Origin of the sequence: Mesorhizobium sp. LSHC420B00, assembly GCF_000503055.1 — a bacterium.
GTDB lineage: Bacteria > Pseudomonadota > Alphaproteobacteria > Rhizobiales > Rhizobiaceae > Mesorhizobium.
This window is the reverse complement of sequence record NZ_AYVY01000021.1, coordinates 76,775-96,123: the sequence shown is the minus strand read 5'-3', so window position 1 is coordinate 96,123 and position 19,349 is coordinate 76,775. Positions and strand designations below refer to the sequence as shown.

General features: G+C 63.8%; 23 protein-coding genes and 1 riboswitch. Of the genes, 12 read left to right on the top strand and 11 right to left on the bottom strand.

Translation table 11 applies throughout. The features are described 5' to 3' along the window. Positions 1 to 8: 8 nt before the first annotated feature. The 4 genes from cobT (at position 9) to X760_RS64285 (ending at position 3,968) form a co-directional block, all read left to right on the top strand. Entirely contained in the window at positions 9 to 1,907 is a 1,899-nt protein-coding gene (gene cobT, locus X760_RS64300; RefSeq protein ID WP_023721130.1) for a cobaltochelatase subunit CobT, read from the top strand. Continuing rightward, positions 1,904 to 2,929 carry an esterase-like activity of phytase family protein gene (locus X760_RS64295; protein ID WP_023721129.1) on the top strand — a complete coding sequence of 342 codons (1,026 nt, stop codon included), beginning with the start codon at positions 1,904 to 1,906 and terminating at the stop codon, positions 2,927 to 2,929. Before cobT ends, X760_RS64295 begins: the two co-directional genes overlap by 4 nt. 191 nt (positions 2,930 to 3,120) lie before the next feature. Next, on the top strand, positions 3,121 to 3,489 hold the full coding sequence (locus X760_RS64290; protein ID WP_023721128.1) for a metalloregulator ArsR/SmtB family transcription factor: 369 nt from the start codon (positions 3,121 to 3,123) through the stop codon (positions 3,487 to 3,489). Further along, positions 3,486 to 3,968: an SRPBCC family protein gene (locus tag X760_RS64285; protein ID WP_031194572.1), complete on the top strand. Its 483-nt coding sequence runs from the start codon at positions 3,486 to 3,488 to the stop codon at positions 3,966 to 3,968. The genes X760_RS64290 and X760_RS64285 overlap by 4 nt, the downstream gene beginning before the upstream one ends. A 55-nt stretch (positions 3,969 to 4,023) precedes the next feature. Here X760_RS64285 and X760_RS64280 read toward each other — a convergent pair whose 3' ends face one another. The 3 genes from X760_RS64280 to rpmB form a co-directional block, all read right to left on the bottom strand. Next, positions 4,024 to 4,695, bottom strand: coding sequence for a spermidine synthase (locus tag X760_RS64280; RefSeq protein WP_023721126.1), 672 nt, complete (start codon positions 4,693 to 4,695; stop codon positions 4,024 to 4,026). A gap of 83 nt (positions 4,696 to 4,778) precedes the next feature. Further along, positions 4,779 to 5,459, bottom strand: coding sequence for a queuosine precursor transporter (locus tag X760_RS64275; RefSeq protein ID WP_023721125.1), 681 nt, complete (start codon positions 5,457 to 5,459; stop codon positions 4,779 to 4,781). Positions 5,460 to 5,541: 82 nt separating this feature from the next. Beyond that, the gene (rpmB, locus tag X760_RS64270) at positions 5,542 to 5,838 is read right to left on the bottom strand and encodes a 50S ribosomal protein L28 (protein ID WP_023721124.1); all 297 of its coding nucleotides are present in this window, start codon (positions 5,836 to 5,838) and stop codon (positions 5,542 to 5,544) included. 299 nt (positions 5,839 to 6,137) lie between these two features. Between rpmB and X760_RS64265 the strand changes: the two genes are divergently transcribed. Genes X760_RS64265 through X760_RS64250 form a run of 4 tightly spaced genes read left to right on the top strand, consistent with a single transcriptional unit; the run spans position 6,138 to position 8,863 of the window. Then, positions 6,138 to 6,398, top strand: coding sequence for a hypothetical protein (locus tag X760_RS64265; protein ID WP_156948171.1), 261 nt, complete (start codon positions 6,138 to 6,140; stop codon positions 6,396 to 6,398). Between the two features lie 59 nt (positions 6,399 to 6,457). Next, positions 6,458 to 7,249 carry a DUF3108 domain-containing protein gene (locus X760_RS64260; RefSeq protein WP_023721122.1) on the top strand — a complete coding sequence of 264 codons (792 nt, stop codon included), beginning with the start codon at positions 6,458 to 6,460 and terminating at the stop codon, positions 7,247 to 7,249. A gap of 40 nt (positions 7,250 to 7,289) precedes the next feature. Further along, positions 7,290 to 8,195: an EamA family transporter gene (locus X760_RS64255; protein WP_023721121.1), complete on the top strand. Its 906-nt coding sequence runs from the start codon at positions 7,290 to 7,292 to the stop codon at positions 8,193 to 8,195. Further along, positions 8,192 to 8,863 carry a lysoplasmalogenase family protein gene (locus tag X760_RS64250; RefSeq protein ID WP_031194571.1) on the top strand — a complete coding sequence of 224 codons (672 nt, stop codon included), beginning with the start codon at positions 8,192 to 8,194 and terminating at the stop codon, positions 8,861 to 8,863. Before X760_RS64255 ends, X760_RS64250 begins: the two co-directional genes overlap by 4 nt. A gap of 163 nt (positions 8,864 to 9,026) precedes the next feature. Here the strand turns inward: X760_RS64250 and X760_RS64245 are convergent, their stop codons facing one another. From X760_RS64245 to gloB, 3 genes are read right to left on the bottom strand one after another with little or no spacing between them, the layout of a single operon-like run. Further along, positions 9,027 to 9,317 carry a hypothetical protein gene (locus X760_RS64245; protein ID WP_156948170.1) on the bottom strand — a complete coding sequence of 97 codons (291 nt, stop codon included), beginning with the start codon at positions 9,315 to 9,317 and terminating at the stop codon, positions 9,027 to 9,029. A gap of 5 nt (positions 9,318 to 9,322) precedes the next feature. Next, positions 9,323 to 9,748 carry a cupin domain-containing protein gene (locus X760_RS64240; RefSeq protein WP_023721118.1) on the bottom strand — a complete coding sequence of 142 codons (426 nt, stop codon included), beginning with the start codon at positions 9,746 to 9,748 and terminating at the stop codon, positions 9,323 to 9,325. Positions 9,749 to 9,768: 20 nt separating this feature from the next. Next, complete coding sequence (gene gloB / locus X760_RS64235; RefSeq protein WP_023721117.1) at positions 9,769 to 10,536, bottom strand: hydroxyacylglutathione hydrolase; 768 nt, start codon at positions 10,534 to 10,536, stop codon at positions 9,769 to 9,771. A gap of 98 nt (positions 10,537 to 10,634) precedes the next feature. Here gloB and X760_RS64230 point away from each other — a divergent pair, with 98 nt between their 5' ends. The 3 genes from X760_RS64230 to X760_RS64220 all read left to right on the top strand — a co-directional run bounded on the left by X760_RS64230 (position 10,635) and on the right by X760_RS64220 (position 14,251). After that, a complete protein-coding gene (locus X760_RS64230; RefSeq protein WP_023721116.1) occupies positions 10,635 to 11,405 on the top strand; it encodes a methyltransferase domain-containing protein in 771 nt (256 codons plus the stop codon). A 130-nt stretch (positions 11,406 to 11,535) separates the two neighbouring features. Beyond that, on the top strand, positions 11,536 to 13,368 hold the full coding sequence (locus X760_RS64225; protein WP_023721115.1) for an ABC transporter ATP-binding protein/permease: 1,833 nt from the start codon (positions 11,536 to 11,538) through the stop codon (positions 13,366 to 13,368). 76 nt (positions 13,369 to 13,444) lie between these two features. Continuing rightward, positions 13,445 to 14,251 carry a DUF1194 domain-containing protein gene (locus tag X760_RS64220; protein WP_023721114.1) on the top strand — a complete coding sequence of 269 codons (807 nt, stop codon included), beginning with the start codon at positions 13,445 to 13,447 and terminating at the stop codon, positions 14,249 to 14,251. An 18-nt stretch (positions 14,252 to 14,269) separates the two neighbouring features. Here X760_RS64220 and X760_RS64215 read toward each other — a convergent pair whose 3' ends face one another. Together X760_RS64215 and X760_RS64210 are read right to left on the bottom strand one after the other, a co-directional pair. After that, a complete protein-coding gene (locus X760_RS64215; RefSeq protein WP_023721113.1) occupies positions 14,270 to 15,295 on the bottom strand; it encodes an RNA polymerase subunit sigma-70 in 1,026 nt (341 codons plus the stop codon). 41 nt (positions 15,296 to 15,336) lie between these two features. Then, positions 15,337 to 16,083: an SDR family oxidoreductase gene (locus tag X760_RS64210; protein WP_023721112.1), complete on the bottom strand. Its 747-nt coding sequence runs from the start codon at positions 16,081 to 16,083 to the stop codon at positions 15,337 to 15,339. A gap of 235 nt (positions 16,084 to 16,318) precedes the next feature. Here X760_RS64210 and X760_RS64205 point away from each other — a divergent pair, with 235 nt between their 5' ends. Then, a complete protein-coding gene (locus tag X760_RS64205) occupies positions 16,319 to 16,639 on the top strand; it encodes a DUF1330 domain-containing protein (RefSeq protein ID WP_023721111.1) in 321 nt (106 codons plus the stop codon). Between the two features lie 84 nt (positions 16,640 to 16,723). Here the strand turns inward: X760_RS64205 and X760_RS0138945 are convergent, their stop codons facing one another. The 3 genes from X760_RS0138945 to X760_RS64195 all read right to left on the bottom strand — a co-directional run bounded on the left by X760_RS0138945 (position 16,724) and on the right by X760_RS64195 (position 19,157). After that, positions 16,724 to 16,975 (bottom strand): hypothetical protein, encoded by a 252-nt coding sequence (locus X760_RS0138945; RefSeq protein ID WP_023721110.1) that lies wholly within the window; start codon positions 16,973 to 16,975, stop codon positions 16,724 to 16,726. A 225-nt stretch (positions 16,976 to 17,200) separates the two neighbouring features. Continuing rightward, the gene (gene metW / locus X760_RS64200; protein WP_023721109.1) at positions 17,201 to 17,815 is read right to left on the bottom strand and encodes a methionine biosynthesis protein MetW; all 615 of its coding nucleotides are present in this window, start codon (positions 17,813 to 17,815) and stop codon (positions 17,201 to 17,203) included. Between the two features lie 172 nt (positions 17,816 to 17,987). Next, positions 17,988 to 19,157, bottom strand: coding sequence for a homoserine O-acetyltransferase (locus X760_RS64195; protein WP_023721108.1), 1,170 nt, complete (start codon positions 19,155 to 19,157; stop codon positions 17,988 to 17,990). Between the two features lie 76 nt (positions 19,158 to 19,233). Continuing rightward, positions 19,234 to 19,311: riboswitch (SAM riboswitch) on the bottom strand. Between the last annotated feature and the right edge of the window lie 38 nt (positions 19,312 to 19,349).

Here is a 19,349-nt window from a genome sequence, read left to right as displayed (position 1 = left end):
GAGTCTCGATGGCGGGTCCGGGCGACAACACGCGAAACAAATCCAAGACCGGCGCTGAGAACGACAGCTTCAAGCGCGCGGTTACCGTCTGCATGCGCGCCATCGCCGGCGACAAGGACCTCGAAGTCGGCTTCGCCAAGGACCGGCCGGCGCTGGCCGGCAGCCGCGCCCGGCTGCCCGAACTGCCGAAGAAGGCATCGAAAGCCGATATCGCCATCACCCGGGGGCTCGGCGATTCCATGGCGCTGAAGCGCGCCTGCCATGATGCGCGCATCCACACCAGGCTGGCGCCGGAAGGCAAGCAGGCCCGCGCCATCTATGACGCGGTCGAGCAGGCCCGGGTGGAGGCGATCGGTTCTCGCGCCATGCAGGGCGTCGCTGACAATATAGGCTCGATGCTCGAGGACAAATACGCCAGGGCCAACCTCGTCGACGTCAAGGACAAGGCCGACGCGCCGATCGAGGAAGCGCTGGCGCTGATGGTGCGCGAAAAGCTGACCGGCCGCACTGTGCCGAAGAGCGGCGAACGGCTGGTCGATCTCTGGCGGCCTTGGGTCGAGGAAAAGGCCAGCGCCGACCTCGACGGGCTGTCGGCAAAGCTCGACGACCAGCAGGCCTTTGCCCGCGTCGTGCGCGAGATGCTCGCCTCCATGGAAATGGCCGAGGAACTCGGCGACGACCAGGAGACGGAAGACTCGGAGGACAACGACGAAAACCAGCCGCAAGGCGAGGAGCAGAGCGAGGAGGGCGGCGAAGACGATTCCGGCTCCGAGCAGTCGCAGTCCGAAGATACCGAGGCATCGTCCGACGACGAGCAATCGGCCGAGACCGAGGCCTCCGACGCCACTGCCGACGACCTTTCCGACGATGACGACGCCGACGCGGAGACGCCCGGCGAGGCGCGCCGCAACGACAATCCCTTCACCAATCTGCCGAAAGAGATCGACTACAAGGTCTTCACCACGGCCTTCGACGAGACCGTAGGCGCGGAGGAACTGTGCGAGGAGGAGGAGCTCGACCGGCTGCGCGCCTTCCTCGACAAGCAGCTCGCCAACCTGTCCGGCGTCGTCGGGCGGCTGGCCAACCGGTTGCAGCGCCGCCTGATGGCGCAGCAGAACCGCTCCTGGGATTTCGACCTCGAAGAAGGTTATCTCGATCCGGCACGGCTGGTGCGCGTCGTCATCGACCCGATGCAGCCGCTGTCCTTCAAGCAGGAGCGTGATACCAAATTCCGCGACACGGTGGTGTCGCTGGTGCTCGACAATTCGGGTTCGATGCGCGGCCGGCCGATCACGGTCGCGGCGACCTGCGCCGACATCCTGGCGCGCACGCTGGAACGCTGCGGCGTCTCAGTCGAAATCCTCGGCTTCACCACCCGCGCCTGGAAGGGCGGGCAGGCGCGCGAGAAATGGCTGAAGGAAGGCAAGCCGCCGAACCCCGGCCGGCTCAACGATCTGCGCCACATCATCTATAAATCCGCCGACCATCCGTGGCGGCGGGCGCGCCGCAATCTCGGCCTGATGATGCGCGAGGGCCTGCTCAAGGAAAACATCGACGGCGAGGCGCTGCTTTGGGCGCACAACCGGCTGATCGCGCGGCCGGAGCAGCGCAAGATCCTGATGATGATCTCGGACGGCGCGCCGGTCGACGATTCGACGCTGTCGGTCAATCCGGGCAATTATCTCGAGCGGCATCTGCGCGCCATCATCGAGCTCATCGAGACGCGCTCGCCGGTCGAGCTTTTGGCCATCGGCATCGGCCACGACGTCACCCGCTACTATCGCCGCGCCGTCACCATCGTCGATGCCGAAGAACTGGCCGGCGCCATGACCGAGCAGCTGGCCTCGCTGTTCGCCGAGGAAACCGTGCGCGACACGCGGCGCGGCGGCATGCGGCGCGCCGGATGATTTTTTCCCGCGGCGGCCTTTGGCAGACGCTTTTGGCCGCCATTGCGTTGTCAGGCATCAGTTTGGCGCCGGCTGTCGCTGCCGGGCCGGCCCCGGTCGAGCCGGCCGAAATCTCGGCACGGCCGATCAGCGAATTCCATATCGGCCGGCCGGACAAACAGTTCGGGCCGCTCGAATTCGTCGGCGGGCTCGAAATGACCTCGCCGACGCGCGATTTCGGCGCGCTGTCGGCGCTTCGGTTCCTCAAGCCGGGCAGCGATTTCATCGGCGTCGCCGACACCGGCTTCTGGTTCTTCGGCACCCTCGTCCACGATGCCGACAAGCGGCCTTCCGGCATTCAGAATTTTCGCATGCAGCAGATGGTCGACGCGGCCGGCCAGCCGATCGACCTGAAATGGGCGGTCGATGCCGAAGGCCTCGCGGTCCAGGACGGCATTGCCACGGTCGGCTTCGAGCGCGATCACCGTATCGCAGAGTTCAAGATCGACCCGGCCGATATGAAGGCGCCGTTCAAGCAATTGGACTTCCTGATCCCAGCCTGGGAACTTCGCCGCAATCGCGGCTTTGAGACCGTCACCCGCGCCCATCCTTACGGACAGCACCAGGGCGGGCTGGTCGTGGTGTCGGAAAAGAGCCTCGACAAGGCCGGCAACATCTTTGCCGCGATCATCGAAGGGCCGCACAAGGGCGTCTTCACCGTCAAGCGCAATGGCGATTTCGACATCACCGACGGCGCCTTCCTGCCGGATGGCGACCTGTTGCTTCTGGAGCGCAGTTTTTCGATGGCCGGCGGCGTCAAGATGCGGCTGCGGCGCATCTATGGCGAAAGCGTCGAGAAGGGCGCCGTCGCCGACGGGCCGGTGCTGCTTGAAGCCGACATGGATTACCAGATCGACAACATGGAAGCGCTCGACGTCTGGACCCGCGACGATGGCGCGCTGATCGTGTCGCTGATGTCCGACGACAACCACTCGATCCTGCAGCGCAATCTCTATCTGGAATTCATCCTGCACGAGGATTGACGCGCGATCGGCCATTGATCGGCTGGTGGCGATGCTGGCGTTTCCGCGCCGTTCGCAGCGCATGCAATTTCCCTTGGCGATTTCCCCTGGCAATGACCCGCGTCGCGGGTTTTCCAGCCGGCTCTCACCATCTGCAAAAATACTTTAGTTGTGGCTTGACAATTTGTGTCATCGGCGAAATACTCAAGTCCATGCTTAACTATTCCGAGATCGACAGCATCCTGCGGGCTCTTGCCGAGCCGACGCGGCGGGCAATCCTGGAAAGGCTGGGCCGCGGGCCGGCCACCGTCAGCCAGCTGGCGGAGCCGTTCGGCATGACCTTCGCCGCGGTGCTCCAGCATCTCCAGGCGCTGGAAGCGTGCGGGCTGATCCGCAGCGAAAAAATCGGACGCGTGCGCACCTGCCGGATCGAGCCCGGCGGGCTCGCCCCGCTCGCCGACTGGATCGCCGCGCGCCGCACGCCGGCCGAACGCCACCTCGACCGTCTCGGCCAGATTCTGGCGGAGGCCGACCAACCGAACGCAACACTCCACGACCAGGAAAAGGACGAAGAGAAATGAACCAGATTGCGCCCGTGAACGACCACTCCGTCATCCATTCGACCTTCACGATCGAGCGGACCTATCCTCAATCGCCCGAGCGCGTCTTCTTCGCCTTTGCCGACAAGGCGACAGTGCGGCGCTGGCGCGTCGAAGGTGACGGCTTCACCATCGCCGAGTTCACCTTCGATTTCCATGTCGGCGGCGGCGAGGTTTCGCGGTTCAGCTATCAGGGCGGCCCGGAAATCAGGCTCGATGCGCAGTTCCAGGACATCGTCCCTGACCGACGCATCGTATTTTCCTACCGGATGGCGGTCGGGCCGCAGCCGCTGTCGGCGTCGCTCACCACCGTCGAGCTCGCACCCTCCGGCGACGGCACTCGCCTGACCTATACCGAACAGGGTGCGTTTTTCGATGGCATTGATTCAGCGCAAGGACGCGAAGAGGGCACGCGCGGGCTGCTGCAGGCGCTCGCGGCCGAGCTTCAGAAAGCGAAGTAGTAGGTGTCGGCATGCCGGGCGGAGCCCAAACAGCAATCCGCCCGAATTGCTTCCGCTATGCTTTACTCGCGAGCCAGACGATGTGACGAGCGCCGCGCTTGCCGTGAGCCCGCACCTTAACCTCGTCGACCGTGAAGCCCGCCTGCTTGAGCCTTCGGGTGAAACCTGCGTCAGGGCCCTGCGACCAGACCGCCAGCACACCGCCGGGCTTGAGCGCGGCGCGTGCAGCGTTGAGGCCGGTGCCGCTGTAGAGCGCATCGTTGGCCTTGTAGACGATGCCCTCGGGGCCGTTGTCGACGTCGAGCAGGATCGCGTCCCAGGCCGATGCTTGCGAACGGATGAGCTGACCGACATCGGTCTCGTGAACACTGACGCGCCGGTCGTCAAGGCAACCGTCGAAAACCTCGGCCATCGGGCCGCGCGCCCACGTCACGACTGCCGGCACCAGTTCGGCAACAGTGACCTGCGCATCGTCGCCGAGCTCGGCCAGCGCCGCGCGCAAGGTAAAGCCCATGCCCAGGCCGCCGATCAGGATGCTTGGGTTCCGGCGGCCGGCAATCCTTTGACGGGACAGTTTGGCCAGCGCCTCTTCGGAACCGCTGAGCCGACTGTTCATCAGCTCGTTGGCGCCAAGCATGATCGAGAATTCGCCGCCGCGCCGTTTCAGGCGAAGCTCCTGTCCGCCGTCAGGCGTTTTTGCCGAGTCCAGCTGAAGCCAGGGGATCATGCTCGATAGTCTTTGAGCATGATCTTGTCCGAAAACCGGTTCCCACTTTTCGCTAACGCGGACCTTCGGTTCGGGATCATGCTCTATGCCGCCAGTGCCGGCTGGCTCCAGCGGGCGGCAAGCAGCCGGTAAGGGATCAGCGCTACCACCGCTATGATCAGCTTGACGCTGAGATCGCCGAGCGCCCAGGATATCCAGCGCATCGTCTCGACTGGCAGCATGCCCATGAGCGGTGCGGTCTCCAGCGCAAAGCCATCGTTCGGCCCGGCGAAGGCGAAAGCCGCCGCGAAGGCGACGGTGAAAAACACCACCGTATCGAAAACGGAGCCGACCAGCGTGCCGACGATCGGCGCGCGCCACCAGCTCTGCCGGCGCAGTCGGTTGAACACGGTGACGTCGAGCAATTGCGCGGTGAGGAAGGCCGCACCCGACGCCGCGGCAATGCGCACCAGCCGGTCGGCGGCGGTCTCGAATTCGATCAGGCCGTGGCGAAACAGCAAGGGCGGGATGACGATCGAGCAGACCACCGCTGTCATGAACCCGACAAAGACGATCCTGCGCGCCACCGCCGGGCCGTAGCGGCGATTGGCGAGATCGGTGACCAGGAAGGAGAACGGATAGGTGAAGGCGCCCCAGGTCAGGATGTCGGCCAGCGACAACCCGCCGATTGCGCCCTGCATCGGAAACTGCACGAGGATGTTCGAGGCCACGACGACGAGCGCCATGGCGGCCACGAAGGGCAGGTATCGCGAGAGGAAAATCATTTTTTTATCCTGGGTAATGGAACCAGCGGAACGCGATCCGGAGTTCGGATCACGCCCTGGAAGGCGGCTGCCGCCGAAAAATTCAGGCGGCCGGCTGTTCGGCGAGCTTCTTGGCGATCTGCTTCTTCAACAGGCGGGCGCGCTGCGACAATTGCTTGGCATCGGCCTTGGCCAGGAAGGCATCGAGGCCGCCGCGATGCTCGACCGAACGCAGCGCGTTGGCCGAAATGCGCAGGCGCACATTCTGGTTCAGCGCTTCAGAGATCAGCGTCACATTGACGAGATTGGGCAGGAAGCGACGCTTGGTCTTGTTGTTGGCGTGGCTCACATTGTTGCCGGACATGACTGCCTTGGCAGTGAGTTCGCAGGTGCGGGACATGATACTAACCTTCGGTTCTCGGTCCTGGCCAAACATTCGACCCGCGCCGGGTGGCGCGCGGTTTCGGTCAGGCGGCCTTATGGAAAAAGTTGGCGTTCCATAGTTGCATTTCGCCGATGCGTCAAGCTTGGGGTTGGTTCGGGAGAGGGAATTGCACCTTCAAGAGATGAGCACCAGTGGCGAAGCTGCCGATCTCCCCGCTTGCGGGGGAGATGGCCGGCAGGCCAGAGGGGGTGCTGTCCCTCCGACTTAGCTCCGTTGCAGCCAAAACTCTCGGCACTGGGAGGATAAGCTGGATCTTGGCGATCCTTCCCACCCCCTCTGCCCTGCCGGGCATCTCCTCCGCAAGGGGGGAGATCGACAAATTCATCGAGCGCCACATTTTGTTCTTGCTTTGTGCCGGCAGCTATGCTACTAATTTGGGTATGGTGCTGATTCGCGCCGACGACCCGCCCGCCGAGGCGGGTTTTTCATTTCTGGCTTCCGTCACCTCCCACCGACCAGCCCCAGCGTTCCCTGCCGACGCCGCCTTCACATTAAGGCCGGAATTCAGCCTATAAGCGGTCGCACAGGGACATGCCAGATCGCCCGTCTCCGGTCGACAATCAAGGACCCGCCCATGCCTCGTTCTTTCCTTCATGCCCTGGTCGTGCTGGTGGCCGTCGCGCTGTCGACGACGGTTTCGGCCGCTGAGCCGCAATCCTTCACGGGAGAGTATTCGGTGTCGTTCCTCGGCCTTTCCGTGGCCAAGGCGAAATTCTCCAGCCATTACGAGGGCGACACCTATTCGATCGAGGGCAGCGTTTCTGCCGCCGGGCTCGCCACATTGTTCGACGACACGCGGGGCACGATCTCGTCTAAGGGCAAGATTTCGGGCAAGCAGTTGCAGCCGCAGGCGTTCCACGCCGACTACACGTCCGGCAAGAAGGCATCGATGATCGACATCCAGTTTGCCAACGGCGTCGTCACCTCAACCAAGGTCGTGCCTGAACCGAAGAAGCGCAATCCCGAGAATTGGATCCCGCTGGCCGGCAGCCATCTCGTATCGGTCCTCGATCCGATGGCCGCCACCGTCATCCATGCCGACAGCCTCGACCAGGTCTGCGGGCGCACGGTGAAGCTCTATGACGGCGAAATGCGTGCCGATCTGAAACTGACCTACGAGTCCAAAGGGTCGATCTCGGTGGCCGGCTACAAGGGCGATACGGTCACCTGCAGGCTGGGCTTCGAGCCGGTGGCCGGTTACCGCAAGAACCGCAAGGCGCTGAACTACCTGAAGAAACGCAGCCGCATCATGGTGACGTTTGCACCGGTCGGCCAAAGCGGCGTATATGCGCCGATCCGCGCCACGGTCAGCACGCAAATCGGCCCGTTGACGGTCAGCGCGGAGCGGTTCGAAGCAGACGAATAGGCGTGATGGTGCGCCGCCAATGGGCCACGGGGCGACGGGTATGGCGCGCGCAACACTGATCGGCTTCTCCGCGGTCGCCATGTGGGCGCTGCTGGCGCTGTTTACGGATGCTTCGGGTTCGGTGCCGCCGTTCCTGCTTTCGGCAATCACCTTTACGATCGGCACCTGCGTCGGCCTGGTTGCCCGGCTGTTCATGCCGGCAGCCGATGGCGCCGCGAAGATACCGCGCCAAGTCAAAATACCACGCAAAGTCTGGGTGATCGGCATTGCCGGCCTGTTCGGCTACCACTTCTTCTATTTCACCGCGCTGCGCAATGCGCCGGCCGTCGAGGCCAGCCTGATCGCCTATCTGTGGCCGCTGCTGATCGTGCTGGGGTCGGCGCTGATGCCGGGCGAGCGGCTGGCCTGGAACCATGTCGCCGGCGCGCTGCTCGGCCTTGCCGGCACGGTCCTGATCGTCACCAAGGGCGGCGGGCTTGCCTTCGATGCGCGTTATGCCTTCGGCTATGCAATGGCCGGCGTCTGCGCGGTGCTGTGGTCGTCCTATTCGCTGTTGTCGCGGCGCTTCCCGTCGGTGCCGACCAGCATCGTCACCTGGTTCTGCGCCGCCACCGCGGCACTTTCGCTGGTCTGCCATCTGTTGCTGGAAGAAACGGTGCTGCCCAACGGCGCCGGCCAGTGGCTGGCCGTGCTCGGCCTCGGTCTGATGCCGGTGGGAGCGGCGTTCTATGCCTGGGACATCGGCGTCAAGCGCGGCAACATCCAGGTGCTGGGGGCGGCGAGCTATGCCGCACCGCTGCTGTCGACGCTGGTGCTGATATCAGCCGGCTTCGCCGAGCCGTCATGGCGCATCCTCGCCGCCTGCGTGCTGATCACCGGCGGCGCGGCACTGGCGGCGAAATCGCTGTTCCTGCGCAAGAGGGCCGCGAGCGAGGCAAACGCATGATGCCGTTTTCCGGCGGCATCGATGCCAATGCCAATGCGACGCTGCTGTTTTCGCTGGCGGCGGCGGTGATTTACGCGTTCAGCCTCGGCATGCCGCCGCGCCTTTCGCGGTCGGCGGCAAGGACATTGGCGGTGGCGATGCTGGCGGTGCTGGTCGCGCAGCAGGGCGGCCCATGGCTGCTTGTCGCCGCGCTGGGCGTCGGTGCCGTCGGCGACGCCTTCCTGTCGCGCGACGGCGAGAAGGCATTTCTTGGCGGCACGGCCAGTTTTCTTGCCGCGCATGTGCTTTACGTCGTGCTGTTCCTGCGCGCCGGCAGCGGCCTCGGGCTGCTTTCGGCCGAGCCGTGGCGGGCAGCGATCGTGCTGGCGATGATCGTATCGGTGCTGGCCATGGTTTTCGCGCTCCAGCGCCGCATCGGCCAGGCCTTGCGTTTGCCGATCGGTGTGCATGCCGCGGCACTGCTTGGCATGGGCATTGCGGCGCTCACCCTGAACAGCGTCTGGGTCGTAGGCGGCGGCGTCCTGCTCCTGCTGTCCGACGGGCTGCACGCCGCGGAAAAGTTCCTGCTGCCTGCCATCTCGGCGTACCGCATTTGGGTGCGCCATGGGGTCTGGGCGCTGTATTATGCCGGCCAGCTGGCGATCACGCTGGGTTTGCTGCTGGGCTAGGATCAACGCGAAGAGACGTCCAAGGCTGATCCTCTAAGCTGTTTGCAAAAATCGCACCTACAGGATTGGTCGGGACCGACGAGTCCGAAGTGCAAGACCTAATGGCGCTCAATGGGGCGGGTCAGCGCTAATCAACCGCCCGGATTCGGCTAACTACTGCTCACTACCTCAACGTGGAACGCAGTGTCAGGTAAATCATGCATAAGAATCCGCCGAGGGCCACGACAAAAATCATGAAGAGCAAGCGTTTCTGAAGCGTCGGAAGTTGCTTCCATTCCTGAAACGTCATCCGAGACCAGAAGATCAAATAGGCTGCACCGAACACGGACATCAGAAAGAGCGCTACAAAGATGCTCTTCGGATAAATAGGGCGCAACAGAAGGCCTGCTATACCAATCGCGACGTAGGCGGCAATGAGCGCCTTGTTCCGCGCAGGAAGCCGATGATCATTCATGTCAATCATGCTCCAGGCTGCCAGCCCGGCTCTGCCAATTCGAAGGCGGCGAAATCGAAGCCCGGCGCCACGGTGCAGCCGACCAGCGTCCATTCGCCGAGGCTGCGTGCCGACTGCCACCAGCCTGCCGGCACGACGATCTGCGGCCGCTCGCCTGCGGCAAGCGCCGTGCCAAGGATCTCCTCGATGACGGGACCGCCTTCTCGATGTATCGACAGCGCCAGCGGCGCACCGTCATAGAAGTGCCAAACCTCGGCCGCGTCCTTGACCCGGTGCCAGGCCGACAATTGGTCCTTCTCCAGAAGGAAATAGATCGCCGTCGAATGGCCGCGCGTGCCTGCCGCGCCGTCGCGAAAGGTTTCGGCATACCAGCCGCCTTCCGGATGCGGCTTCAGGCCGAGCAGGGCGATGATTTCGGCGGAACTGGTCATGCCCTAGCTCCTGGTGCCGCTCAGAAATTGTCCTTGCGCTTGCGGATCTCGGCGAACACTTCGGCGTCGGAGGCCTTTTCCAGGCCGAGATGCCTGCGGATCGCCGGATCGTGCCAGCGCAGGAACGGATTGGTCGACAGTTCCTCGCCGATCGTCGTCGGCAGCGTCGGCTTGCCGTCGGCGCGCAGCGCCTCGATCTTGGCGGCACGCTCTTTCAGCGCCGAATTGGTCGGGTCGACGGTCAGCGCGAAACGGGCGTTGGCCAGCGTATACTCATGTCCGCAATAGACGACCGTCTCGGCCGGCAGCGCTGCGAGCTTTTTCAGGGATTCGTACATCACCGGCGGCTTGCATTCGAGCAGCCGCCCACAGCCGAGCGCAAACAGCGTATCGGCGGCGAATGCCACTTTTGACGCCGGCAGGTGATAGGTGACATGGCCTGCGGTGTGGCCGGGTGTGGCGATGACCTCGATCCGCTCATCGCCGAGGTGGACGACCGAGCCTTGCTCGACGGTTTCGTCGATGCCGGGAATCTTTGCCTTTTCGGCTTCCGGCCCGACGATGCGCAGCTTGAAACGCTCCTTCAGCGCCAGATTGGCCTCGACGTGGTCGAGATGGTGGTGGGTGGTCAGGATCATCGTCGGTGTCCAGCCGGTGCGCTTGATGGCGGCCAGGATCGGCGCCTCTTCTGGTGCGTCGATGAGCGCCGTCTGGCCGCTTTTGGGGTCATGCACCAGCACGCCGAAATTGTCGCTGCGGCACATGAATTGTTCGATCTCGACCGGCATCATATCTCTCCGTTTACAGGCGCAGACATAGGGCGCCTGCCAGCCGATGTCATCTGCCTTTGTTGAACTTGGACTGCTTCGAAGCTACCGTTCCGCCCATGCATTCAGATATTGTCGACCTCCGTTCCTTCTATTCGACCACGCTCGGGCGCCTGGCCGAACGCTCGATCACCATGGCGCTGTCCTCGCTATGGGCTGCTGTGCCCAACGAGCGGCTGGTCGGCCTCGGCTATACCTTGCCATGGCTGGAGCGCTTCGGCAGCGATGCCGAGCGTGTCTTTGCCTTCATGCCGGCGACGCAGGGCGCGGTGGTCTGGCCGGCGACGGGGCCGACGGCGACCGCCCTGGTCTTCGACGAGGAGCTGCCGCTGGTCGATTCCTGCATCGACCGCATGCTGCTCGTCCATTCGCTCGAACATGTCGAGAACCCGCGCGAGACGCTGAACGAGATCTGGCGGGTGCTGTCGCCGGCCGGACGTGTCGTCATCGTCGTGCCCAACCGGCGAGGCGTCTGGGCGCGCTTCGAGCATACGCCTTTCGGCAATGGCCGGCCGTTCTCGCGCGGCCAGCTGACCGAATTGCTGCGCGAAGCGAATTTCACGCCGGCGGCATGGTCCGATGCGCTGTTCTTTCCGCCGTCGCCGCGACGTTTCATGATGCAGTTCCACAATGTGCTGGAGCGTGCCGGCCGGCGCTTCTGGCCGATCTTTTCGGGCGTCATCGTTGTCGAGGCGCAGAAGCGGCTCTATCAGGGCGTCCCGGTGGCGCAGCGCGCCTCCCGCCGCGTCTTCGTGCCGGTTCTCTCGCCGCATGGCGCGCCGACGCTTGGCCGGCTGTCGGGGGCCGAACGTCCGGCGTCGCCAGGATGACGCGTTCGTGATCCGACGCAGGCTTTTTCTCACCTATCTGTCGCGGACGGGTTCGCTGCCCGATTGAAGGCATATGCGGTCGATCCTATCACCGGGGTTTAGCACCGCTTCCGAATGCAAGGATCCACTCATGGCTGATCATCCGGATGTCGAGCCCAGCGCCCAGAAGCTTGCCACGTCGATCGAAGCCAGCAGCCTGCGTGAGCAGCTGGCAACAATCAAATTGGCGCTGACCACCTCGCCAGTGCGAAAACAATTGCTTTGGGCAGCGATCGGCATCGTCGCCGTCATCGTGGCGAGCTCGATCGGGCAGGTTCTGCTCAATCGCTGGAACCAGCCTTTCTACGACGCGCTGGCGCGGCGCGACATGCCGGCTTTCCTGCATCAGCTTCTGGTCTTCGCCGGCATCGCCGGCGGGCTTGTGGTGCTCAATGTCAGCCAGACCTGGCTCGACCAGATGCTTCGCCTGAAGCTGCGCGAGGCGCTGACGCTCGACCTGATCGGCGAATGGATGCGGCCGGCGCGTGCCTTCCGGCTGACCCATGCCGGCGCCATCGGCGTCAATCCCGACCAGCGCCTGCAGCAGGATGCCGGGCATCTCTCCGACCTTTCGACCGGTCTCGGCATCGGCCTGCTGCAGTCCTGCATCCTGCTTGCCTCGTTCGTTGGCGTCTTGTGGTCGCTGTCTTCCGGCTTCGTCTTCCACATAGGCGGCCATTCGCTGGCCATACCCGGTTACATGGTCTGGGCGGCGATCCTCTATGCGGGCACAGCTTCGTGGTTGAGCTGGCTGGTCGGGCGGCCGCTGATCCGCTTCAACAACGATCGCTATACGCGTGAGGCGGAACTGCGCTCCTCGGTGGTTCGCGTCAACGAGAATGTCGATGCCATCGCGCTTGCGCATGGCGAGGCCGATGCCAGGCGCCGGCTCGAATTCGACCTTGGCATGGTGCTGGGTGCCATGCGGCGCATCTACAGCGCCCAGATCAATCTTTCCTGGGTAACCGACACCTATGGCTGGATCACTGTCGTCGCGCCGATCCTCGTCGCTTCCCCGGTCTATTTTGCCGGCGATATCAGCTTTGGCGGCTTGATGATGGCGGTCGGCGCCTTCAACCAGGTCCATTCCTCGCTGCGCTGGTTCATCAACAATATCGGCGGCATCGCCGATTGGCGCGCCACGCTGATGCGGGTCGCCGACTTCCGCATCGCGCTCGGCGACACCGACGCGCTGCACGATACGGAAAGGCGCATTTCGTTCGGCGAAAATCCCGACGGCAGCCTGACATTCGAGAAGCTCGAGATTGCCTCGCCGGACGGATGCACCAAGCTTGCCGAGCCGCATGTCGAAATCCGCGCCGGCGACCGCGTCATGATCACCGGAGATCCGGGCGCCGGCAAGACGCTTTTCTTCCGCGCCATTGCCGGTCTGTGGCCATGGGGCAGCGGCCGGATCGGCATGCCGGCCGGAGAAGCGCCGATCTTCGTTCCGCGTACTCCCTATTTCCCGCTCGGCAGGCTGCGCGAGGTGCTCAACCATTCAGACGGCGCGGCGGAGGCGAGCGATGCCGAGATTTCGGAGGTGCTGGCCGATGTCGGGCTGCAACGCCTGTCGTCCTCGCTCGATCACTCGGCGCGCTGGGAGCGTGAGCTCAGCGACGACGAGCAGCGTCTGCTGGCCTTTGCCAGGCTCGCCTTGCGACGGCCGAAATGGGTGATCATCGACGAGGCGCTGGACGCGTTCGACGGCGCGACGCTGAGGCAAGTGCTGTCGATGCTGGACAAGCGCCTTCCAGACGCCGCGATCCTCAATATCGGCCGCGGCCAGCACAATACCCGCTTCTTCCCGCGAGCGTTGACCATCGTCAAGGATGCCGGCCAACCGCCCCTCAAGCCGGCCCGTGTCAGGGCAGGCGCCATCGAACCGCCCCCGATTATCGCCTCGGCTCGCCGAAAGAAATAGAAGCCAAGCTTTATTTCGCCGCGATCGCGGCGAAAAACTATCGCGATCGTTTCAGATGGGAACGTTCCGATCGGCCATGCTTGACGCTCTCGCCCTGCTCGCCTGCCTTGCCTGTGCCCCGGCAGCACCTGTGGCCGCGCCCGCCAATGCCATTGCCGTCGACGTCGAGCTGGTGCTGGCCGTCGACATCTCGCAGTCGATGGATGAAAGGGAGTTTGCCCTGCAGCGCGCCGGCTATGTCGCGGCGCTGCGACATCCCGACTTCATCAATGCCGTGCGTACCGGCCCTTCCGGCCGCATCGCCATCGCCTATTTCGAATGGGCCGGCACCATCCGCGACGATGCGGTCATTGCCTGGCACGTCATCGACAGCAAGGAGAGCGCCAACGCTTTCGCCGACAAGATCGCGGCCCGCCCGTTCAGGAGCTTCCGCGGCACCTCGATTTCCGGTGCCGTGGCCTTCGGCGCCGAGCTTTTCGATGGCACGGCCTTCGTGGCCAAACGCCGCGTCATCGACGTCTCTGGCGATGGCCCAAACAACACCGGCTTGCCGGTCACAACGGCACGCGATGCGGCGCTGGCGAAGGGCATCGTCATCAACGGGTTGCCGATCCTGATCAGCCCGTCACCGACCTTCAGCCATCTCGACCGGTATTATGCCGAATGCGTCACCGGCGGACCGGGCTCGTTCGTCCTGCCAATCTATGCGGTTTCCGAATTCGCCACCGCCACTCGCCGCAAACTGATCCTCGAGGTCAGCGGCGTCGAGTATCCCAAGGAGGATCCGAGGACGATCCGCATCGACGCACCGATCGACTGCCTGCAAGGCGAGCGCGACCGGCGGTTTTTCTCCGACCCGTATTTCCCGGAACTCGACCGGTAAGGCTTGCCCACGGGTAAGCTAGGCCGGTGGCAGGCCGAAGGCCGGGAACAGAGATGGCCCGAGCGGCCCTATGAAGATCGTCAAGGAAGCGATCCCGCCCTCGGCTGGCTCGAACACATGCAGGGAATGGGCCCGCCACGCCGGGTCATCGTGGCTGCGGGAATAGACCCCGACCGCCGGCTGGCCATTGGCCGCGGTGGCCAGCGTGCGGAAGCCGCCGAACCTCGGCCAGACGGTCTCGAAGAAACCGCGGATCGCTTCGCGGCCTTGATACCATTCGCGCCAAGGCGGCATGGTATAGATGGCGTCCTCACGCAGGAGCTCGATCAAACCTTCGAGATTGGCGGCCTGCCAGGCCTGCATGTAACGTTCGAGCAGCAGGCCTTCTTCGGGGTTGGGCCGTGATCGGCTGGCCGGCCGTCCGCCAGGATAGCGCGCCGTCAGCGTTGCGCGGGCGCGCTGCAACGCGCTGTTGATCGAAGCCGTCGATCCGCCCAGCAAACGCGCCGTCTCGACGGCCGACCATCCCAGGACGTCGGCAAGCAGCAGCGCGGCGCGCTGCCTGGGCGGCAGATCCTGGATAGCGGCGACGAAGGCGAGCTGGACGGCCTCGCGGCTCTCGTAACGGGCTTCCGGACCTGGCTCGCTGCCGGCAATGTCTGGAAGCTCGGCGTCGGGGTAGGGCTCCAGCCACGCGACGTCAGCTACGGGCCCGCCTATGGCCGCCCCGTGCGACGGCGGCCGTCCGGGTTCCCGGAGAATGCGACGCGCCCTCGACCTCGCCTTGATGGCGTTAAGGCAAGCATTGGTCGCGATCATATAGAGCCAACCGCGAACCGAACCCCGCCCGTCGAACTCCGACCTTGCGCGCCAGGCGCGAAGCAACGTGTCCTGGACGAGGTCGTCGGCCTCGTGCAGCGAACCCATCATGCGATAGCAATGCAGCTTGAGCTCGCGGCGATGCGCGGCCGTGACCTTCTCGAAGGCCAGCCGATCGAGGATCGGCTGGCGTGCCGGTTCCAGAGGTGGTTGAGCGTCTGTCATGCTACTTTCGGGTTCCGGGTCAGGTTTGCATTACGCGCGCCTCAGGCGGCCGGGGCAAGCCCGCTCCCGCTCACCATGAAGGAACTGCCTTGCGGCTGGCCGGTGGCGAGTGCGACCACCGCCCGTCCGACATCGGCCGGCGTCTGCATGTCGGTCATGGCGGCGATGAAGTCCGCCGGCTGGATGCCCATATAGGCCGCGATGCTGTCGACGCCGGCCTTGCCCACGCCGGTCTCCGGCATGATCCGCATCGGCGCGAGCGCCATGAAGCGCAGGCCGAGGCCAAGCCGGTCCGACTCCTTCTGGCTATGACCGGCCAGGAACATCTGCATGCGTTTTGCGCCGGCATAGCCGCCGGCATTGGGTGGTCCGCCGGTCAAGGCCGCGCCGCTGGAGATCAGAACGATCCGGGTTCCCGGCTTGAGCGGACGGCGCAGAGCGGCCCGGCAAAACAGGAACGACGCCTTGACGTCGGTGTCCCAATTTGCCGAGAAGGCCTTCCAGTTCTGTTCATGCACCGGCGCGGAAGGGGCCAGCGCACCTGCGCAGATCACCAGCACGTCCGGCTCAAGCGCGGCGAAGACCTTATCGGGGGCGGAGTCCACCGTCGCATCGATCGCGAGCGTCTTCACGCCGGAGACCTCCCAGGCAAATTGCGCCAGGGCCTGTTTTCCGCGGGCGACCGCCAGCACCGTCGCTTTCTCCTTGAGGGCGACCTCCGCAATGGAGCGGCCGACACCCCGGCTGCCTCCGACGACGACGAGATTCTGATTTTGCAACGATCCCATGGATCACCTCTCTGTTCCCGGCCGCCGGACCATCCAGGCGCGCTCATCGATAAGGACAGCGCAGGTGGGCGGAAATCATCGGTGCCAGGCAGAAATATCTTTCAGGTGACGGCAGCGGCGCGCCAGTTTTGTATTCGGTGTCATTACCTCGGGGGTAATCGACCAGCGCGCAACGTCCCGGCAAACTGCTCCCATCAAGCCGGTTGTCCGGCTTTCGACCACAAGGAGTTACACCATGACCGCCTACGCCGTCGCCCATATGCGCCAGGTCACGCCGGGGCCGCCGATCGTCGAGTACCTGCAGAAGATCGATGCCACGCTTGAGCCGTTCGGCGGGCGCTTCATTGTGCATGGCAGCGAGGTGGACGTGGTTGAAAACACCTGGCCGGGGCACCTCGTCATGATCGAATTTCCAGACATGCAGCAGGCGCGCGGATGGTACCGCTCGGCCGCCTATCAGGAGATCTTGCCGCTGCGCACCGAGAATTCTCAGTCCGATGTGGTCCTTGTCGACGGCGTTGCGCATCCGCACAAGGCCACCGACGTACTTGAATAGGGCAATGATCGGCTACGATCGGCTTCTATGGCGCCGCCATCTGTCCGGCGACACTGAATTTGGATCGCGTCTGCATCGGCAGCTTCACCGCCCCTGCAGCACCTTGATCGCGTTGGACATGTCGCCGTGCGACAATGCAGCCAGATAATCCGAGTAGTTGATCCTCCCGTTCGCGAAGCCGTTCATCAATCGCGTGCAGAACGTGTGTTCCAATCCGGCGTCCTGGACGTTCATGAGCGCGGCGAGGTTTGCCCTTTCAACCTTGCCGAACCGCATCTTGAACTTGGTCATGCACCGCTGGATCGCCTGCCGCTTCAGCGCCGGGCTGCCGCTCAACGCGACTTGTCCATTCTGGAAATCGGTCTTCGATGTCGTACACCCAGAAATCAAAGTGGCCGATATCAAAGCTGTTGCTAATACTAGCGTCTTCATTGCTTCCCCCAAACCAACCCATTTGAGACCTGTTAAAGCAACAAAGAATGCTGGGCAACTTCATTGAATGGAAAACTGAAAATATGGTTTTTTGCGGAGGTCGGAGGTTCGTTGCTTCTGCCTGTTAACCTATCGTTTCAGCAGAAATACCGCCTGCTGGCCGAAAAAGTTCCAGAACCACCACGGCATCGAGAAGCCGATCCGCTGGCCGTTGGCGTCGAGCGCGGTTGCCTTTTCCACCGTCGCGCCCAGCTCGTCGCATAGATTGACGAAATCGCGAATGGTGCAGAAATGGATGTTGGGGGTGTCGTACCAGTAATAGGGCAGGTCCTTGGTCACCGGCATGCGGCCGTTGAAGAGCAGCGAAAAGCGTACCCGCCAGTGGCCGAAATTGGGGAATGAGACGATGGCGCGGTTGCCGATCCGGAGCAGTTCGTCGAGCACCAGCTTCGGATTGCGGGTCGCCTGCAAGGTCTGCGACAAGACGACAAAGTCGAAGCCCTTGTCGGGATAGAATTGGAGGTCCTTGTCGGCATCGCCTTGAATGACCGACAGGCCGCGCGCCACGCATTCGTTGACGCCACGCTGCGACAGTTCCAGCCCGCGGCCGTCGACCTTCTTGGTCGCCTGCAGCAATTCGAGCAGCAGGCCGTCGCCGGAACCGACGTCCAGCACCCGCGACTGCGGCGGGATGAGATCGGCGACGACTTCGAGGTCGACGCGCTGGGCGCGGTTGACGCTCATTGGCTCGGCTCCTGCCTGGCGCATGGTCCTGATCCGAAAAGTCTGCAACTTTTCGGGGCCATGCGCTGATGCCTGGCGCATGATCCTGATCCGAAAAGTCTGCAACTTTTCAGGGTCATGCGCTGATGCCTGGCACATGGTCCTGATCCGAAAAGCGTGCAACTTTTCGAGGTCATGCGCCGAGCCCTCTAGCCCGGGCCGCCGAGGCGATGAAGCCTTTGATGGCGGCGAACAGTTCCGGCTCGTCGAGCAGGAAGGCGTCGTGGCCGCGGTCGGTCTCGATTTCGACGAACGATACCGAGGCGCCGGCCGCGTTCAGCGCGTGAACGACCGAGCGGCTCTCCTCGGTCGGGAACAGCCAGTCGCTGGTGAAGGAGACCAGGCAAAAACGGGTCTTGGTGCCGGCGAAGGCATCGGCCAGCCGGCCGCCATGGTCGGCGGCGAGATCGAAATAGTCCATCGCCCGGGTCATGTAGAGATAGGAGTTGGCATCGAAGCGATCGACGAAGGTCATGCCCTGATGGCGCAGATAGCTCTCGATCTGGAAGTCGGCATCGAAGCCGAAGGTCAACGCTTCGCGGTCCTGCAGGTTGCGGCCGAACTTGCGGTGCAGCGCTGCTTCCGACAGATAAGTGATGTGGGCGGCCATGCGCGCCACCGCCAGCCCCTTTTCCGGTCGCTTGCCGTGCTCGAAATATTTGCCGCCATGCCAGTCGGGGTCGGCCATCACCGCTTGCCTGCCGACCTCGTGGAAAGCGATGTTCTGCGAGGAATGGCGGGCGCCGGTGGCGATCGGCAGGGCCGAGAAGACGCGCTCGGGATAGCTGGAGGCCCATTGCAGCACCTGCATGCCGCCCATCGAGCCGCCCAGCACGCTGAACAGCTGTTCGATGCCGAAATGCTCGACCAGCATCAGCTGCGCCCGCACCATGTCGCGGATGGTGATGATCGGCAGGTCGAGTCCGTAAGGCTTGGCGGTTGCGGGATTTGTCGAGGCGGGGCCGGTGGAACCGAGGCAGCCGCCGATGACGTTGGACGAGATGACGAAGAAACGGTCGGTATCGATGATCTTGCCGGGGCCGATCAGCACTTCCCACCAGCCCGGCTTGCCGGTCACCGGATTGGTGTTGGCGACATGCTGGTCGCCGGTCAGCGCATGGCAGACGAGGATGGCGTTGGAGCGCGCGTCGTTGAGCGTGCCATAGGTTTGGTAGGCGATCTGGAACGGCGACAGCAGCGTGCCGGCGTCGAGCTTGAGCGGCTCGTCGGCGCCGAAACGCAACACTGGGCTCGACGGCTGGTCGGCCTCGTTGTTGGTTTTTCGAGCGCGCAAAGCGACCATCACATCTCCTTGCCCGGGCTTTAGTTGTCCACCGGTCTGGGCAACAAAAAACCGGCCATGCCTTCGCAAAGCCGGTTACAAGATGCAAACGGCCCTTTAGCAAGTTGTTTAACGTGGCTGCAAGCCGACCGGCCAAATCACCACGGAACTGTCGATGCCCTTCTAGGACTGACGCATGGCTTCGTCAACGGC

Bases quoted from the DNA above. Each gene is read 5' to 3' on its own strand.
- X760_RS64240 (WP_023721118.1), bottom strand. From the start codon at position 9,748: ATGACCAGTTCCGCCGAAATCATCGCCCTGCTCGGCCTGAAGCCGCAT.
- rpmB (WP_023721124.1), bottom strand. From the start codon at position 5,838: ATGTCCCGCACCTGCGAACTCACTGCCAAGGCAGTCATGTCCGGCAAC.
- X760_RS64230 (WP_023721116.1), top strand. From the start codon at position 10,635: ATGCATTCAGATATTGTCGACCTCCGTTCCTTCTATTCGACCACGCTC.
- X760_RS64255 (WP_023721121.1), top strand. From the start codon at position 7,290: ATGGCGCGCGCAACACTGATCGGCTTCTCCGCGGTCGCCATGTGGGCG.
- X760_RS64285 (WP_031194572.1), top strand. From the start codon at position 3,486: ATGAACCAGATTGCGCCCGTGAACGACCACTCCGTCATCCATTCGACC.
- cobT (WP_023721130.1), top strand. From the start codon at position 9: ATGGCGGGTCCGGGCGACAACACGCGAAACAAATCCAAGACCGGCGCT.
- metW (WP_023721109.1), bottom strand. From the start codon at position 17,815: ATGAGCGTCAACCGCGCCCAGCGCGTCGACCTCGAAGTCGTCGCCGAT.
- X760_RS64220 (WP_023721114.1), top strand. From the start codon at position 13,445: ATGCTTGACGCTCTCGCCCTGCTCGCCTGCCTTGCCTGTGCCCCGGCA.
- X760_RS64205 (WP_023721111.1), top strand. From the start codon at position 16,319: ATGACCGCCTACGCCGTCGCCCATATGCGCCAGGTCACGCCGGGGCCG.
- X760_RS64280 (WP_023721126.1), bottom strand. From the start codon at position 4,695: ATGATCCCCTGGCTTCAGCTGGACTCGGCAAAAACGCCTGACGGCGGA.
- X760_RS64295 (WP_023721129.1), top strand. From the start codon at position 1,904: ATGATTTTTTCCCGCGGCGGCCTTTGGCAGACGCTTTTGGCCGCCATT.
- X760_RS64210 (WP_023721112.1), bottom strand. From the start codon at position 16,083: ATGGGATCGTTGCAAAATCAGAATCTCGTCGTCGTCGGAGGCAGCCGG.
- X760_RS64275 (WP_023721125.1), bottom strand. From the start codon at position 5,459: ATGATTTTCCTCTCGCGATACCTGCCCTTCGTGGCCGCCATGGCGCTC.
- X760_RS64250 (WP_031194571.1), top strand. From the start codon at position 8,192: ATGATGCCGTTTTCCGGCGGCATCGATGCCAATGCCAATGCGACGCTG.
- X760_RS64260 (WP_023721122.1), top strand. From the start codon at position 6,458: ATGCCTCGTTCTTTCCTTCATGCCCTGGTCGTGCTGGTGGCCGTCGCG.
- gloB (WP_023721117.1), bottom strand. From the start codon at position 10,536: ATGCCGGTCGAGATCGAACAATTCATGTGCCGCAGCGACAATTTCGGC.
- X760_RS64245 (WP_156948170.1), bottom strand. From the start codon at position 9,317: ATGAATGATCATCGGCTTCCTGCGCGGAACAAGGCGCTCATTGCCGCC.
- X760_RS64195 (WP_023721108.1), bottom strand. From the start codon at position 19,157: ATGGTCGCTTTGCGCGCTCGAAAAACCAACAACGAGGCCGACCAGCCG.
- X760_RS64290 (WP_023721128.1), top strand. From the start codon at position 3,121: ATGCTTAACTATTCCGAGATCGACAGCATCCTGCGGGCTCTTGCCGAG.
- X760_RS64215 (WP_023721113.1), bottom strand. From the start codon at position 15,295: ATGACAGACGCTCAACCACCTCTGGAACCGGCACGCCAGCCGATCCTC.
- X760_RS64225 (WP_023721115.1), top strand. From the start codon at position 11,536: ATGGCTGATCATCCGGATGTCGAGCCCAGCGCCCAGAAGCTTGCCACG.